The organism is Vibrio sp. SCSIO 43135, from assembly GCF_023716665.1.
Taxonomy (GTDB): domain Bacteria; phylum Pseudomonadota; class Gammaproteobacteria; order Enterobacterales; family Vibrionaceae; genus Vibrio; species Vibrio paucivorans.
The window spans coordinates 1,213,156-1,228,682 of the sequence record NZ_CP071859.1 but is presented as its reverse complement, the minus strand read 5'-3'; the positions used below and the strand labels follow the sequence as shown (position 1 = coordinate 1,228,682).

The 15,527-nt window shown below is 44.6% G+C and carries 14 protein-coding genes; 13 read left to right on the top strand and 1 reads right to left on the bottom strand.

What is annotated here, in order from left to right; all coding sequences use genetic code 11:
• The first annotated feature begins 36 nt into the window (after positions 1-36).
• From trpD to J4N42_RS05610, 13 genes are all read left to right on the top strand, one after another.
• Positions 37-1,035, top strand: coding sequence for an anthranilate phosphoribosyltransferase (gene trpD / locus J4N42_RS05670; RefSeq protein ID WP_252030431.1), 999 nt, complete (start codon positions 37-39; stop codon positions 1,033-1,035).
• Between the two features lie 13 nt (positions 1,036-1,048).
• Positions 1,049-2,488, top strand: coding sequence for a bifunctional indole-3-glycerol-phosphate synthase TrpC/phosphoribosylanthranilate isomerase TrpF (gene trpCF / locus J4N42_RS05665; RefSeq protein ID WP_252030430.1), 1,440 nt, complete (start codon positions 1,049-1,051; stop codon positions 2,486-2,488).
• A gap of 62 nt (positions 2,489-2,550) precedes the next feature.
• Complete coding sequence (gene trpB, locus J4N42_RS05660) at positions 2,551-3,741, top strand: tryptophan synthase subunit beta (protein ID WP_252030429.1); 1,191 nt, start codon at positions 2,551-2,553, stop codon at positions 3,739-3,741.
• The gene (gene trpA / locus J4N42_RS05655; RefSeq protein ID WP_252030428.1) at positions 3,741-4,547 is read left to right on the top strand and encodes a tryptophan synthase subunit alpha; all 807 of its coding nucleotides are present in this window, start codon (positions 3,741-3,743) and stop codon (positions 4,545-4,547) included. The genes trpB and trpA overlap by 1 nt, the downstream gene beginning before the upstream one ends.
• Positions 4,548-4,882: 335 nt before the next feature.
• Positions 4,883-6,145: a dicarboxylate/amino acid:cation symporter gene (locus J4N42_RS05650; RefSeq protein WP_252030427.1), complete on the top strand. Its 1,263-nt coding sequence runs from the start codon at positions 4,883-4,885 to the stop codon at positions 6,143-6,145.
• Positions 6,146-6,330: 185 nt separating this feature from the next.
• Entirely contained in the window at positions 6,331-7,506 is a 1,176-nt protein-coding gene (locus tag J4N42_RS05645) for an acyl-homoserine-lactone synthase (RefSeq protein ID WP_252030426.1), read from the top strand.
• The gene (locus J4N42_RS05640; RefSeq protein WP_252030425.1) at positions 7,507-10,056 is read left to right on the top strand and encodes a response regulator; all 2,550 of its coding nucleotides are present in this window, start codon (positions 7,507-7,509) and stop codon (positions 10,054-10,056) included.
• 109 nt (positions 10,057-10,165) lie between these two features.
• Positions 10,166-10,411 carry a hypothetical protein gene (locus J4N42_RS05635; RefSeq protein ID WP_252030424.1) on the top strand — a complete coding sequence of 82 codons (246 nt, stop codon included), beginning with the start codon at positions 10,166-10,168 and terminating at the stop codon, positions 10,409-10,411.
• 102 nt (positions 10,412-10,513) lie between these two features.
• Positions 10,514-11,059, top strand: coding sequence for a septation protein A (locus J4N42_RS05630; RefSeq protein ID WP_252030422.1), 546 nt, complete (start codon positions 10,514-10,516; stop codon positions 11,057-11,059).
• 85 nt (positions 11,060-11,144) lie between these two features.
• A complete protein-coding gene (yciA, locus tag J4N42_RS05625; protein WP_252030421.1) occupies positions 11,145-11,540 on the top strand; it encodes an acyl-CoA thioester hydrolase YciA in 396 nt (131 codons plus the stop codon).
• 78 nt (positions 11,541-11,618) lie between these two features.
• Positions 11,619-11,915 carry a YciI family protein gene (locus J4N42_RS05620; RefSeq protein ID WP_252030420.1) on the top strand — a complete coding sequence of 99 codons (297 nt, stop codon included), beginning with the start codon at positions 11,619-11,621 and terminating at the stop codon, positions 11,913-11,915.
• A gap of 1 nt (position 11,916) precedes the next feature.
• On the top strand, positions 11,917-12,303 hold the full coding sequence (locus J4N42_RS05615) for a GspS/AspS pilotin family protein (protein WP_252030419.1): 387 nt from the start codon (positions 11,917-11,919) through the stop codon (positions 12,301-12,303).
• Positions 12,304-12,479: 176 nt separating this feature from the next.
• Positions 12,480-13,037: a VC2662 family protein gene (locus J4N42_RS05610; RefSeq protein WP_252030418.1), complete on the top strand. Its 558-nt coding sequence runs from the start codon at positions 12,480-12,482 to the stop codon at positions 13,035-13,037.
• 48 nt (positions 13,038-13,085) lie between these two features.
• Here the strand turns inward: J4N42_RS05610 and metE are convergent, their stop codons facing one another.
• Positions 13,086-15,377, bottom strand: coding sequence for a 5-methyltetrahydropteroyltriglutamate--homocysteine S-methyltransferase (metE, locus tag J4N42_RS05605; protein ID WP_252030417.1), 2,292 nt, complete (start codon positions 15,375-15,377; stop codon positions 13,086-13,088).
• Positions 15,378-15,527 lie beyond the last annotated feature (150 nt).

The window sequence follows — 15,527 nt, the reverse complement described above, 5'->3', positions numbered from 1 at the left end:
AAAGCGCTTGGCACATAAGAATTTAGGAGAGGAAATATGGAAGCAATTATCAACAAGCTATACGAGCAGCAATCACTGACTCAGGAAGAGAGCCAACAGCTGTTCGACATCATCATCCGCGGTGAGCTCGATCCGATTTTGATGGCATCAGCTCTAACTGCTCTAAAAATCAAAGGCGAAACACCAGATGAAATCGCCGGCGCAGCTAAAGCGTTGCTGGCAAACGCAAACCCATTCCCTCGCCCAGATTACGATTTCGCAGACATCGTAGGTACTGGCGGTGACGGTCACAACACCATCAATATTTCAACCACTGCGGCGTTTGTTGCTGCAGCATGTGGCCTAAAAGTTGCCAAACACGGCAACCGCAGCGTTTCAAGCAAATCGGGCTCTTCTGACCTTCTTGACTCATTTGGTATCAACCTAGCCATGAGCGCAGAAGACACACGCAAAGCCGTAGACGACATCGGTGTGGCATTCCTATTTGCGCCGCAATATCACGGTGGTGTACGTCACGCGATGCCAGTGCGTCAAACGATGAAAACACGCACCATCTTCAACATTCTTGGCCCACTGATTAACCCAGCCCGTCCAAACATTGAATTGATGGGCGTTTACAGTGAAGAACTGGTTCGTCCTATCGCAGAAACCATGTTACAAATGGGTATGAAGCGCGCCGCTGTGGTACATGGTAGCGGCTTGGACGAAGTGGCGATTCACGGTTCCACGACTGTTGCTGAAATTAAAGACGGCAAGATCACTGAGTACACGCTAACGCCTGAAGACTTCGGCCTGCAAACGCACCCATTAGAAGCAATCAAGGGTGGCGCGCCAGAAGAAAATAAAGCGATCACAACCAGCATTTTGACAGGTAAAGGCACCGATGCACAATTGGGTGCAGTCGCAGTCAACGTTGCTCTGCTAATGCGTCTATTCGGTCACGAAGATTTGAAAGCCAATGCGCAACAAGCCATTGACGCAATGAACTCAGGTAAGGCGTACCAGTTGGTACAACAACTTGCCGCACATGCTTAAGGAATTGAAGAAGATGACTGACTTCAACACTCAGCAAGTTAACAATCTGTCTGAACACGTTTCTAAAAAAGAAGCCGAAATGGCAGAAGTACTGGCAAAAATTGTCCGTGATAAATACCAATGGGTTGCAGAACGTAAAGTATCGCAACCACTCAGTACATTTCAGTCAGACCTACTTCCTTCTGACCGTAGTTTTTATGATGCGTTGAGTGGAAACAAAACGGTATTCATCACTGAATGTAAGAAGGCATCTCCTTCAAAAGGCTTGATCCGTGATGATTTCGACTTGGATTACATTGCCTCGGTGTACGACAATCACGCTGATGCAATTTCTGTCCTAACCGACGAGAAGTACTTTCAAGGTAACTTTGATTTTCTTCCACAAGTACGCAAGCAAGTTAAACAACCCGTTCTATGTAAAGACTTCATGGTGGATACCTACCAAGTTTACCTAGCGCGCCATTATAGTGCCGATGCTGTGTTGCTGATGCTTTCTGTACTCAATGATGAAGAATACAAAGCGTTAGAAGAAGTTGCGCACAGCCTAAATATGGGCATTCTGACTGAAGTGAGCAACGAAGAAGAACTTCATCGTGCGGTTAACCTTGGTGCACGTGTTATCGGTATCAACAATCGTAACTTGCGTGACCTCAGTACGGATTTAAACCGCACTAAAGAACTGGCACCGACAATTCGCGAACTTGCACCGAATGCTACCGTAATTTCAGAGTCTGGTATTTATACCCATCAGCAAGTTCGTGACTTAGCTGATTTCGCAGATGGCTTCTTGATTGGTAGTTCACTAATGGCAGAAGACAACCTAGAGCTCGCGGTACGCAAAGTAACAATGGGCGAAAACAAGGTTTGCGGGTTAACTCATCCAGATGACGCAGCAAAAGCGTACCAAGCGGGTGCTGCATTCGGCGGCTTAATTTTTGTCGAGAAGTCAAAGCGTGCGGTTGATCTTGAAAGTGCTCGTTTAACCATGAGCGGCGCACCACTAAACTATGTAGGTGTTTTTCAAAACCACGACATCGATGTTGTTGCGTCAATAGTTACCTCATTAGGCTTAAAAGCGGTGCAACTGCATGGTCAAGAAGACCAAGCTTACGTTAACCAACTCAAAGCAGAACTGCCAACAGACGTTGAAATTTGGAAAGCTTACGGCGTTACTGATGCGAAACCACAGCTACTTGAAGACAATATTGACCGTCACCTCTTAGATGCTCAAGTCGGTAATCAAACTGGTGGAACAGGCCAAGTATTCGATTGGTCACTGATTGGCGATCCTAGTCAAATTATGTTGGCTGGCGGGTTGTCACCAGAAAATGTCCAGCAAGCAGCGACACTAGGCTGCTTGGGATTAGATTTAAACTCTGGTGTCGAAAGTGCACCAGGCAAAAAAGATTCACAGAAGTTGCTCGCGGCATTCAACGCAATTCGCAACTACTAAAGCTACTTGTAGCTAAAAAATTAAGGCTATTCGTAGCTAAAAATACGAGAAGGAATATCACGATGGCAAAACTGAATGCCTACTTTGGCGAATACGGCGGTCAGTACGTTCCGCAAATCCTAGTTCCAGCACTAGAGCAACTAGAACAAGCGTTTATTGACGCGCAAGAAGACCCTGAATTCCGCAGTGAATTCATGACGCTTCTTCAAGAGTATGCGGGGCGTCCAACGGCTCTTACGCTAACTCGTAACCTAACTAAAGGTACGAAGACCAAATTATACCTAAAACGTGAAGACCTACTTCACGGCGGTGCGCATAAAACCAACCAAGTGTTGGGTCAAGCGCTACTTGCAAAACGTATGGGTAAAAATGAAATCATCGCAGAAACGGGCGCTGGTCAACACGGGGTTGCAACCGCTCTTGCGTGTGCACTACTTGGGCTTAAATGTCGCGTTTACATGGGCGCGAAAGACGTTGAACGCCAAAGCCCCAACGTGTTCCGTATGAAGCTAATGGGCGCAGAAGTGATTCCTGTACATTCTGGTTCAGCAACACTTAAAGATGCGTGTAACGAAGCGCTGCGCGACTGGTCTGCGACTTATGAAGACGCACACTACCTACTAGGTACAGCAGCAGGTCCTCACCCATTCCCGACCATCGTGCGTGATTTCCAACGCATGATTGGCGAAGAGACTAAGAACCAAATTTTAGCGCGTGAAGGTCGCCTACCTGACGCTGTGATCGCATGTGTGGGTGGTGGTTCAAACGCTATCGGCATGTTTGCTGACTTTATCGAAGAAGAAAGCGTTCGCCTTATTGGCGTCGAGCCAGCTGGTAAAGGTATCGATACTGATCAGCACGGCGCGCCACTTAAGCACGGTAAAACAGGCATCTTCTTTGGTATGAAAGCACCATTGATGCAAGATTCAAATGGTCAGGTAGAAGAGTCTTACTCTGTGTCTGCTGGCCTAGATTTTCCTTCCGTTGGCCCACAGCATGCGCATCTAAACGCGATTGGCCGTGCAGAGTACGACAACGTAACCGACGATGAAGCGCTAGAAGCATTCCAAGAAATCGCACGTAACGAAGGCATCATCCCTGCTCTTGAGTCTTCTCACGCTCTTGCGCACGCATTACGCATGGCTCGTGAGAACCCAGAAAAAGAACAACTATTGGTCGTTAACCTATCTGGTCGTGGTGATAAAGACATCTTCACCGTACACGCCATCTTAGAAGAAAAAGGAGCAATCTAATGAGTCGTTATGAGAAGATGTTTGCGCGTCTAAACGAGAAAAACCAAGGCGCATTTGTACCCTTCGTGACGGTTTGCGATCCAAACGCTGAGCAATCATACAAAATTATGGAAACCTTGGTTGAGTCGGGTGCAGATGCACTTGAACTCGGCATTCCATTCTCAGATCCACTTGCTGATGGCCCAACTATTCAGGGTGCTAACATTCGAGCTTTAGACTCAGGTGCAACTCCAGATATCTGTTTCGAGCAAATAGGTAAGATCCGCGCTAAATACCCAGACCTTCCTATTGGTCTTCTGATGTATGCGAACCTAGTTTACTCTCGTGGTATCGAACATTTCTACGAGCGCTGTGCAAACGCAGGCATCGATTCTGTTTTGATTGCAGATGTGCCAACTAACGAAAGCGCAGAGTTTGTTACCGCAGCAGAGAAGTTTGGTATTCACCCAATCTTCATCGCCCCACCAACGGCAAGCGATGAAACGCTCAAGCAGGTTTCAGAATTGGGTGGTGGCTACACTTACCTACTTTCTCGTGCAGGTGTTACTGGCGCGGAAACCAAAGCAAACATGCCAGTTGGTCACATGCTCGATAAGCTGAACCAATTCGATGCGCCGCCAGCTTTGCTTGGCTTTGGTATCTCCGAACCAGCACAGGTAAAACAAGCACTAGAAGCGGGTGCCGCTGGCGCAATTTCTGGTTCGGCAGTAGTGAAAATCATCGAAGCTAATGTAGAGCAACCACAAATCATGCTCGATAAGCTGGGTGAGTTCGTTTCAGCAATGAAAGCTGCAACGGAAAAATAAGGCAGTCGTACAGTAATATAAACTGGGACTGTATGAGATCGATTTCTTACACTTGCAAAGAAATCGATCTTTTTTTTAACATTTAAAATCCTAGCTTCCACCCTTCTAAACAATCACAAAAACTATAAAACCACCCAAACTATTTCACACACAGATAGCAAACGTTTGCTATTGTATAGAAAACTATCACACGTCAATAAAAACCGAACTAAACTCCCGTTGCTGTATTGCTAATAGCGAGAAACAAGTGTAAAAACAGATCGAATTATTATCTAAGTAAATTACATTATTTAGGTTGTAATGCTGGATTTTTACAATTTATTAGCACAGAGGTTATGGAAGTGTTAAAAGAAAAGAGTTTAATGGGCAACATCGGTGTCCAAGTTGTTATTGCCATGATTATCGGTACTGCCGTCGGTGCTTTCATGGGTCCAACCGCCGCTATGTTCGCTCCTCTAGGTGCGATTTTTATCAACCTAATCAAGATGCTAGTGATTCCTCTGGTTGCCGTTGCGCTGATATCCGGTGCCGCTGGCCTAGGTAACAGCCAATCAGCAGGTAAAGTTGGCGTTGTAACGCTAGGCTACTTTGCCCTTACATCTGCGCTAGCCGTAGCGCTTGCTCTGATCATGGGTGAAGTCTTTAAACCAGGTATGGGCATCGACGTTTCAGGTGTCGAAGGCATGTTCTCTTCTGAATATGCGGCAAAAGGTGAGCTTCCTACTTTTTGGGCAACCATTACAGGTATGATCCCAACTAACGTTTTCCAGTCTCTTAACGAAGCGAACATCCTACAAATCCTAGTATTCTGTCTTTTCTTTGGTATCGCAATTTCCAAACAAGCGAAAGAGAAACGAGAGCCAATCATTAACGGTGTAAACGCCATTGTTGACGCCATGGTTTGGATGATCAACAAAGTCATGATCATCGCACCAATTGGGGTATTTGGTCTGATGGCGGAAGCCGTTGGTACATTCGGCTTCGGCGCCCTTATGGTGGTATTCAAGCTATTCGTTGTTTACATTGCTGCTATCTTGATTTTTGGTTTTGTCGCTTACCCACTGATGATCCAACTGTTTACTAAAACCTCTGCTAAGAAGTTCTTAGTAGCAATGAAAAAGCCACAAGCTGTTGCTCTTTCTACTGCATCTTCAATGGCAACGCTGCCTGTAACAATGGATACGGTTGAAAATGAACTGGGTGTTCGTAACTCTACGGCATCGTTCGTTCTGCCACTGGGCGCAACGATTAACATGTCGGGTAACGCAATTTACTACGGCCTAGTTGCTATCTTCTTTGCGCAGCTATTCAACATCGATCTTTCGATGGGTGCATACATTGCAATCATTGTGACTTCTACACTAGGTGCCGTTGGTCAAGCTGGTGTCCCTGGCCCATCATTCCTTGTTGTAGCCGTTCTTCTTGCAGCGGGTATTCCAATTGAAGGCCTACCACTTCTGTTCGCTCTGGACCGTATCTTCGATATGATTCGTACTGCGCTGAACATTACTGGCGATGCTGCATGTGCTGTGATTGTAGATTCACTTGTTGAAGAAGAAGCTAAATCAGAAGCAGAACTTAAGAGTCAGCAAGCATAAAACCATTAACCACACAATATTAAAGGGCTACTTGAAGTGGCCCTTTTTTTTGTTCGAGAACTTCGACACACTCCGTAACATTCAATATGAAACTAATTGATTCAATTGATACTATGGACATATTACGCTATTTAGATTCACATTCTGAATCATAAGTTCATAAAGAATTACCGTAAGTGAATCATATGAGTATTGAGGCGGCGCTTAATAAAATTCTGAATGAGTCCCATGCATTAGATGCTGAGAAAGTTCTCTCCTTAATAGAACCGGTTATAGATTGGTTGCCTAAAGATATTTTCTCCACAATTCTTCAAGCACGAGTAGAGATCACCTATCAAATAGCTCCCTACACCAAAAACTTCAATATCGCAGGTATCGTAGAAACAGAAGCTTTCCAAAGCGCGAAACTTCGAAAAATTGACCATTGGCCGGTCGAATATTTATTGCTTGAGCAACTGGCAACAACATGCTTTGGAAATTGGGCAGCATTTTGGTGCGAATACGAAATCTATAAAATTAAATCTCAAAACCCCGCCAAAGAACTTCACGATCTTAGTATCCCGTTCCCGAGCAACGAAGAAAGCTACACTTCGCAAGTTATCCCCAAAATCGAAACGTCTCAGCGCCAATACTTCACCCGCCATCACTGCGCGCCTTTAGCGCTTAACGATGCTATATCACTAATTAATCTTTGTACTTTTGTCGCTGAATTGAAATGGTATGAGATGCTGGCAACCTTAGACCTTTCTCGAACAGGGTGCCACTTTATACTCGAGTACCAACCTGATTCGCTAACACACCCGGTGATTGTCTCTTCAGCCAAGATTCAGGGTTGGAGTGATTCTTCACAGTGGCTCTATTTCACACCCTTTTTCAAGCCAGATAACTGGCAGTTATGCCTACCTGAATCTTTCGAAAAAAAATACATCGATTCAGAAGTACTTCAACCGGATTTCAAGCCAAGATTGGAGTCGGCAAAAAACTTTGAAAAACACTTTTGGGATAGTCTTCATAAAACCGACAAGATTTGTGAAGTTTTACGTCTCACTGTGAGCGGAAATATGCAACAGTGTGCGTTCTATTTATATCTAGCTCAGAAACATATCATGCAGTACCTAGACAAACAGGGCTACAGACTGACGTTTACGATTATTGAACAGCCGTGGATGATTCGTTTCTACAACACGCTGCAACTCAATGGATACTTTCACACGAGCCGGAAAGACCTCAACGACACGGGCAGATACACATACAAAGGCGTTTGGGTGATACCTAACTTGAGAAAAGAACTAGATAGTGTGTGCTTTCGTGAATATAAACAAAGAGTTATCATTGGAAAAGATAAACTTGAGACAGATTAGATGACTGAATCCCTTATCACACACATGCTGTACCCTAAAGCCATTATATTAATGCTAGCGTCTTGCTTGGTGCTGACATGGGTATCTTTCTTTTGTCGTTCCCTCTATTCCAACAGGGGATCAAAAAGCATCGGCGACTACACGTTTTATATCATCTACACCATCGGGTTATTTTTTTGGATCCTGAGTAATGCGTATTTCCATACTGGTTTTTTGCCGCTTTACTCCAATGAAGTCGCTACCATCATGGCCATTTTCGCCAACATTTCCGCTTATATTGCATTTGCTGCAGCATACGTATTCTCGTGTCGGCTTCGAGCTAGTATTTCTAGGAAACCGACTCCGAAATGGCAATACGCAGTCCTCGCATGTTTTACGGCGTTTGCCACTGTGGTCAACTTCGTACCAGGGTTAACTATCATCGATGTCACTGTCACAGCGCCAAGTCAGTTCATTATCGAGTTTGGTCCTTACACAAAAGGCTTTTTCTCTGTCCTTATTTCTCTGGTCGTTCTCACTTTTATCAATTTGCTCTATCTTAGAAAAGCATCGAGTCGCTTAGGTCAAACTAAGATCAACTACATGATTGCTGGTATCGCAATTTTCATGGTATCAACCGCTATCATTCAATTAGGCTTTACCTATATATTAAATGACTTTTCGTTAACTTGGCTGCCACCAGCACTATCGATCAGCGAAATGTTCTTTGTCGGCTATGCTTTGCTCACCTCGCGCTTTTACAGTTCAAAGTACATCGCTTTTATTGCACTGTCAGTCATTGGAACCAGTGCTGTGTTTGCATTACCACTTTCGTCAGTCACTCTTATGTTTAGCTCATATAACGAGATGATTTTAGCGGCAGCGCTGTGCATCTTAGTCGGTCTGAGTTGGGCGAAGGTTTCCTATATAGTTAAACGCGTGATAGCCCGTGTCCTCTATGGTTCTCCATATACCCCAGTCGAACAAATTCTTGCTCTAGAGCGTGACTTTCAACATTCCACTCGCAACGCGATAGAGAAGCTTGCCGAACTGTTAAATATCCCACAGGAAAAATTACAGTTGGTCACTAACAACTATCAAGATGTCGCTTACGCAAACTACCTATCTTCAAAAAAATCGATTCTCATCGTAGATGAAATCGCTAATGAACTGAGCGATTCTAAATCCAGTATTGATGAAAGGTTGAGTGAGTTGCATACAAAAATGCACTCAAGTAATACGGCACTGGTGTTGCCGCTTTACGACCACGACTCTACCGTGTCTCATCTGCTCGTCTCACCGCATAAAAAAGATGGCTCACTATTTTCTAATGAGGAGATCAGTGCACTCCAGCAGGTTTTTTCAAAAGTACAAAGCTATATCAACGCAGACCGAAAAGTGTCTCAATCCCAAGCTCTCGCTAATTCAATTGCCCATGAAATGCGCAACCCATTAGCTCAAGTACAATTGCAGTTCGAACATTTAAAGCAACAAGTCACCAGCGGGGATTCGCTCCAAAGCATTTTGGGCTCGATAGATAAAGGCAGTGCCGCGATCCTAAGAGGGCGACAGCTCATCGATATCATTCTACGAGAAGTCAGCGATTCTTCACTACAGCAAGAACCCGCGTCACCTAACTCTATTTCGTATGCCCTTTCTACGGCTTTAGGCCGTTATGGATTCGAGAATGAACAAGTTCGCCAGCGGGTTCACTTTACTGACAGTGACGATTTTATCGCTAACATTAACGACACGCTCTTTAGCTTTGTCGTATTCAATTTGCTAAGAAATGCGATTTACTATTTCGACTCTTATCCTGACAGTCAAATTGAAATAACACTGCAAAAGGGCGATCATGAGAACTGCATCCTGTTCCATGATACGGGCCCAGGCATCGAGCCAACCCTTAGATACAAGATCTTCGACGACTTTTTTACGCACAACAAGAGCGGTGGTAGCGGCCTAGGTTTGGGCTATTGCCAACGCGTGATGGAAGCATTTGGTGGCAGGATTGAATGCATATCCGAGCTCGACGAGTTCACCGAGTTCCAGTTATATTTTCCTGTTGTATCAATTGGTTCAACCATTTCTCCACCAATCCCTTCTACTGCTTCGCCGGATAGATACGCACTCCATAGCAGCTTCTCAGAGCCGGCCCCTGTAGACAGTACAACTGCTGTCGATGTCACTAAAAAGACAATCCTGATCGTCGATGATAAAGAGGTTCAGCGAGCACTAGTGAAAATCTACCTAGAGCAATTGGATATCAATGTTATTCAAGCCAATAACGGCGAAACAGCTGTCAGTGTTTTTCGTTCGAATGACGTTGATTTGGTATTGATGGATATACAGATGCCCAAAATGAATGGATTCGAGGCAAGTGAGTTAATTAAGGATATATCCCCGACTACGCCGATCGTCGCTTTATCAGGAGAATCTTCTACGTATGATTTAAACCGCATCGATCAACTTATGGACGGCCGCCTAGAAAAACCCACGACAAAACAAGCACTAGAGTCAATGATTACTCACCTACTCGCTCAGAAGGCCCAACAACAAACGGTACACTAACTCATTCACCTATGGGCAGTTCACAAAAAATGGCACTGTTTATGCTTTTCTCTCGTATCAGTATTAAGCGGCAGTATTTTGGCTGCTGAGATGGATAGGAGTACGTGTCATGGAAGTTCAAAGACATACATACTATGGGTTGATTCACCACGGTATTAAATCGCTGCTCGTTGACCGCATAGGCCATTTTACCGAGATGGAATACCATGAATATTTGGCGTTAATGACAGGAAAATCGAGTTGTTTTGCAATGAGTAACGATGAGCTCATAAACACCGTCGACAACCTAAGAAACGAGGGCTACCTTGAAGACTTTAAAGGGCAAATACCTAAACTAGAGTCTCAAGAATATTAACCTCCACAGCTGGAGAACATGAACAATCCTTCTCCAGCTGTTTTGCAATCAACTCACATTGGTTAGACTAAAGCAAATTGATTTAAGACCTTCCCACATAACATGAAGCAACTTCTCGACTTTATCCCGCTAATCATTTTCTTCGCACTCTACAAGATGTACGACATATACGTTGCTACTGGTGCTCTTATCGTTGCTTCCGCGATTCAAATTGCATTGACGTATGCTCTGTTTAAGAAAGTCGAAAAGATGCAAGTCATCACGTTCTTAATGGTTGCTGCATTCGGTGGAATGACTATCTTCCTGCACGATGAGAACTTCATTAAGTGGAAAGTCACTATTGTATACGCCATTTTCGCCATTGGTCTGGCTGTTAGCCATCTAATGGGGCGCTCTGCAATAAAAGGAATGCTAGGCAAGGAAATCTCCCTACCCGATCACGCTTGGGCCAAAATAAACTGGGCATGGGTGGCTTTCTTCTCGCTGTGCGCTGGATTAAATATCTACATCGCTTTTTCCTGGCCTCTTGATGTTTGGGTTAACTTCAAAGTGTTTGGCCTACTTGCCGCTACGTTCGGTTTTACATTCCTGACAGGGGTTTATATCTACAAGCACCTGCCTAAAGAGAAAAACGGCTCCACCGAGTGAAATTGAAACCAGTTTTGATATAATGACGCTTTGATTAACAGCGACCCTAGCGGTCGCTGTTTTGTTTGTTGTGGATGTCGAAATCATGAATCAAGAAATTACTTCTCCTAAAGGGCAACTTTTGCTCAGAACCCTAGCAATGCCAGCAGATACTAACGCTAATGGCGATATTTTCGGTGGCTGGATCATGTCTCAGCTCGATTTGGCTGGTGGGATATTAGCGAAGGAGATTTCAAGCGGCAGGATCGTCACAGTATCAGTGTCTAGCATCGCCTTTAAAAAGCCTGTAAAAGTAGGCGACGTCGTATGTTGCTATGGTGAATGTACCAAAATAGGTCGCACCTCCATGTCCATTAACCTTGAAGTGTGGGTAAAACCTGTAAAAGAAGATGGCGTAGGTGAACGATTCCAAGTCTGTGAAGCGACCTTCCACTATGTCGCAGTGGATAGTGATGGTAAGCCACGTCCAATCAAAAATTGACATTAAGTTCTAACATCAGTCCGTACAAATCTGTTACTTTAATTGCTTAACGTGACTCAATAATAAGGACATACACATATGTGGTACGTAATCTTCTCTCAAGACGTAGAAAACTCGTTAGAACAGCGCTTGAGTGTAAGACCCCAGCACTTAGCTCGCTTACAAGAACTTCAAGATGAAGGTCGCCTTCTAACCGCTGGGCCTATGCCAGCGATTGATTCTGACAATCCAGGCGAAGCAGGTTTCACTGGCTCAACAGTTATCGCAGAGTTCAACTCATTAGAAGATGCACAAGCGTGGGCCGATGCAGATCCGTACATCGAAGCCGGCGTTTACCAAAACGTTATTGTTAAGCCATTTAAGAAAGTATTCTGATATGAAAAAGGTTTTCTCTTCACTACTTTTTATCGCCCTACTTGCAGGTTGTTCTTCCAATGCCGAGCAGAAACGTCAGCTCGAATTGATTGCCAACAATCGTGCAAACTTGCTCAATTCAGAACTTCCTCTGGAACATGGGCCACTGTCCATCATGCGTGCCAACTCGAAAGGCACTACCATTGAAATTATGATGGTATATAACGATGACGCAAAAGGGGCAAAACCAGTACAAGAAGTCATGAAAATGAGCGTCAATAGTTACTGCAATAATCCTGATGTGAAAGATAACCTTGATGTCGGCATCAGCTACCGGATCAAGATGCGAAATAGTCGCGGTCAATTGATGATCGACGAATTCATCGACCAGAAAACTTGTAGCCAATAAAAAATGCCCCACACGGGGCATTTTTTATTGAGTTTACACAACTCAGACAGTGAACCTATTGCATATTGCTGCTTAGCTACATATATTTAGCGTCTTGATGCTGAAGAACTTTTTATATATTTGTACATATGGAATTGTTCGTCCTTTTCAGCACATTACCTTAAGATGGAGTTATTATGAAAAAAGTTCTTACTACACTAGCAGTCGCGGCTGCTATGTCTTCTTCAGTTGCTTTCGCTTCAACGCCTGTAATGTTCTCTTCAATCGACAACTTTAATGCACCAGACGAAAACGCCGTAGGCGGTGTTCGTGTTGCAGCACTCTACGGTAAAGTAGATGAGCTAAAAGGTGTCGACCTAGCAGTTATCGGTCTTTCAGAAACAAACAACACAACAGGTGTTAACTTCGGTATCTTTGGTGCGTCAAAAGTAAACAACAGCATGACAGGTGCTTCTTTCGGTTTCTTCAACTGGAACACAGGCCTAACAACAGGTGCTAACTTCGGTGCAGTAAACGTAACAAACGACGTTAAAGGTGCAAACTTCAGTTTTGTAAACTACTCAGAAGGTAACACTCTATTCGATCTAGGTGCGGCTAACCTTTCTGAAACATCTACAGTTCAAGTTGGTGTATTCAACAAAACAGCGAAAATCGAAGGCGTGCAAATCGGTCTGATTAACTGTGCGGACAACGGCTTCTTCAAGTGTTTCCCAATCGTAAACTTTGCTAAGTAATTCGATTCGAAATATAAAAAATGCCGCGTATAAACGCGGCATTTTTTGTTACGCCTTTTCGGCCCACTCCTTACGAATACTCTTCGCGGCCGATACTAAATTAGTGAGTGCCGCTTCTGTTTCTTCCCAGCTTCTGGTTTTCAGGCCACAATCTGGGTTCGCCCATAACCTTTCCGTTGGTACTCTTTCTGCCGCTTTCCTCAATAAGCCTTGAATCCACTCTTCAGTTGGAATGTTCGGTGAATGGATGTCATAGACGCCGGGCCCTATTTCATTAGGGTAATTAAACTCTTCAAACGCTTTCAGTAATTCCATATTAGAACGAGAGGTTTCAATGGTAATCACATCTGCATCCAACGCTGCTACAGAGTCGATAATTTCGTTAAATTCGCTATAGCACATATGAGTGTGGATCTGAGTTTCAGGCTTAGCACTTGCCGCTGATATTTTGAAACTCTCCACCGCCCAATCCAAATATGTTTGGTGATCACGCTTTTTCAGTGGCAAGCCTTCACGAATCGCCGGCTCATCGATCTGAATAATGTTGATACCCGCATCTTGCAGGTCAGACACTTCGTCACGCAGGGCAAACGCGAGCTGCTGCGCAATCTCCTTTCGTGAGATATCTTCACGAGGGAATGTCCAACATAAAATGGTAACTGGCCCGGTCAGCATCCCTTTCATTTGTTTTGAAGTTAGCGATTGTGCATAAGTCGACCACTCTACGGTGATCGGTTTTTCTCGCTCAATATCAGCCACGACAATAGCGGGCTTTACGCAGCGAGATCCATAACTTTGTACCCAACCAAACTTAGTTGTTTGGAAACCCGCAAGATTCTCCGCAAAATACTCAACCATGTCGTTTCGTTCTGCTTCTCCATGGACCAAGACATCCAGATCTAATGCTTCCTGACGCTCGACTGCATCTGCAATATGTCCTTTTATGGCTTGGGTGTAATCCGCCTCGGACAACTGACCTGCTCGAAATGCACTACGTTGGGTTCGGATTTCACCAGTTTGAGGGAAAGAACCAATGGTCGTGGTCGGTAGTAATGGCAGCCCTAGTACATCAGCTTGGTAGCTAGCGCGTTCGGCATAAGGCGCACTGCGCTCAGCCAATGTTTTAGTGATGCTGTTTACCCGCAACTGGACCTGAGGCTTGTTAACTTGCTGATTTGTTTTACGCTCCCAAATAGGCTGACTATAAACATGACAGGCATCAAGCGCCTCTTTATCGCCATCCAATGCCTTACCTAACAATGCGACTTCTTGAGCTTTTTGTTTCGCAAACGCGAACCAACTTCGAGTATCACTTGGAAGCGTCTCTTCGAGCTCCAGGTTAACCGGGCTATGAAGAAGTGAGCACGAGCTGGCAACCCAGAGCCTGTCACCAAGCCTCTGTTTTACGGGCTGAAGGGCCGCTAACTGCTTGTTTAAGTCTGCCCGCCAAACATTGCGACCATTGATAACCCCCGCCGACAAAACCCATGTATCCGGTAATCTAGCAGCGACATGCTCAAGCTGATTAGGGGATGACACTAAATCGATATGTAGCCCATTCACAGGTAGAGAAAGGATCTTGTCCAACGAATCGTCGACAGAATCAAAGTACGTGGTCAAAAGCAACTTCACATCACCTTGAATCACTTGGTAGGCAAGCTTAAACGAATCCAGCCATTGGTCTTCTAGCTGCAAGCTCAGGATGGGCTCATCAATTTGTACCCACTCTACACCTTGCTTCGCCAGCTTCGCTAAGATCGCCTGATAAGCAGTTAGCAAACGCGGTAACAATGTCAAACGGTCAAAGCCTTGCTCTACTTCTTTGCCAAGATATAGGTAACTTACTGGCCCTAGTAGTACCGGTTTTACTTTATGCCCTGCTTTTACCGCCTCATTCACCTCTTCGAAAAGCTGCGGCCAACTGACTTCAAAACTATCGTCTTGGCTGAACTCTGGAACGATATAGTGATAGTTGGTGTTGAACCATTTCGTCATGTCTGATGCAGCACTGCCACTGCAACCACAATCGGCTTGAGATTGGCCTCGTCCTACTCTAAATAACGTATCTAAATCTGGAAAACCTGCACTATGGCGCTTTGGCACATGGCCTAACAGTAAAGTCGTGGTCAGTACATGGTCATACCATGCAAAATCACCTACCGTGGAAAAACTCAGCCCCGCATCTGACTGCGTTTGCCAGTTCTTGTGTCGTAATTGTGCTCCCACATGTTGAAGCTCCGATTGTTCAATCTCGCCGCGCCAATATTGTTCCAACGCAAATTTAAGTTCTCTGTGCTCGCCAATACGTGGATAGCCTAAAATATGTGTGGTTGTAGTCATGTCCCTAGTCCTTATCGAGTTGTTAGCGTCAGGGCACCTTATTAAAAGGCGTCTGGATGGCTAAACTATCTCTCCGATTCACATCATGAACAATCTCCAAATATTCAACCTGTTTATTAAAAAAATTCATGCGGCAATAACTTTTAGCCA

Excerpts from the sequence above, each read along its gene's own strand:
- J4N42_RS05640 (WP_252030425.1), top strand. The coding sequence starts at position 7,507 with ATGACTGAATCCCTTATCACACACATGCTGTACCCTAAAGCCATTATA.
- J4N42_RS05635 (WP_252030424.1), top strand. The coding sequence starts at position 10,166 with ATGGAAGTTCAAAGACATACATACTATGGGTTGATTCACCACGGTATT.
- J4N42_RS05650 (WP_252030427.1), top strand. The coding sequence starts at position 4,883 with ATGGAAGTGTTAAAAGAAAAGAGTTTAATGGGCAACATCGGTGTCCAA.
- trpB (WP_252030429.1), top strand. The coding sequence starts at position 2,551 with ATGGCAAAACTGAATGCCTACTTTGGCGAATACGGCGGTCAGTACGTT.
- J4N42_RS05615 (WP_252030419.1), top strand. The coding sequence starts at position 11,917 with ATGAAAAAGGTTTTCTCTTCACTACTTTTTATCGCCCTACTTGCAGGT.
- J4N42_RS05620 (WP_252030420.1), top strand. The coding sequence starts at position 11,619 with ATGTGGTACGTAATCTTCTCTCAAGACGTAGAAAACTCGTTAGAACAG.
- metE (WP_252030417.1), bottom strand. The coding sequence starts at position 15,377 with ATGACTACAACCACACATATTTTAGGCTATCCACGTATTGGCGAGCAC.
- yciA (WP_252030421.1), top strand. The coding sequence starts at position 11,145 with ATGAATCAAGAAATTACTTCTCCTAAAGGGCAACTTTTGCTCAGAACC.
- trpD (WP_252030431.1), top strand. The coding sequence starts at position 37 with ATGGAAGCAATTATCAACAAGCTATACGAGCAGCAATCACTGACTCAG.
- trpA (WP_252030428.1), top strand. The coding sequence starts at position 3,741 with ATGAGTCGTTATGAGAAGATGTTTGCGCGTCTAAACGAGAAAAACCAA.
- J4N42_RS05645 (WP_252030426.1), top strand. The coding sequence starts at position 6,331 with ATGAGTATTGAGGCGGCGCTTAATAAAATTCTGAATGAGTCCCATGCA.
- J4N42_RS05630 (WP_252030422.1), top strand. The coding sequence starts at position 10,514 with ATGAAGCAACTTCTCGACTTTATCCCGCTAATCATTTTCTTCGCACTC.
- trpCF (WP_252030430.1), top strand. The coding sequence starts at position 1,049 with ATGACTGACTTCAACACTCAGCAAGTTAACAATCTGTCTGAACACGTT.
- J4N42_RS05610 (WP_252030418.1), top strand. The coding sequence starts at position 12,480 with ATGAAAAAAGTTCTTACTACACTAGCAGTCGCGGCTGCTATGTCTTCT.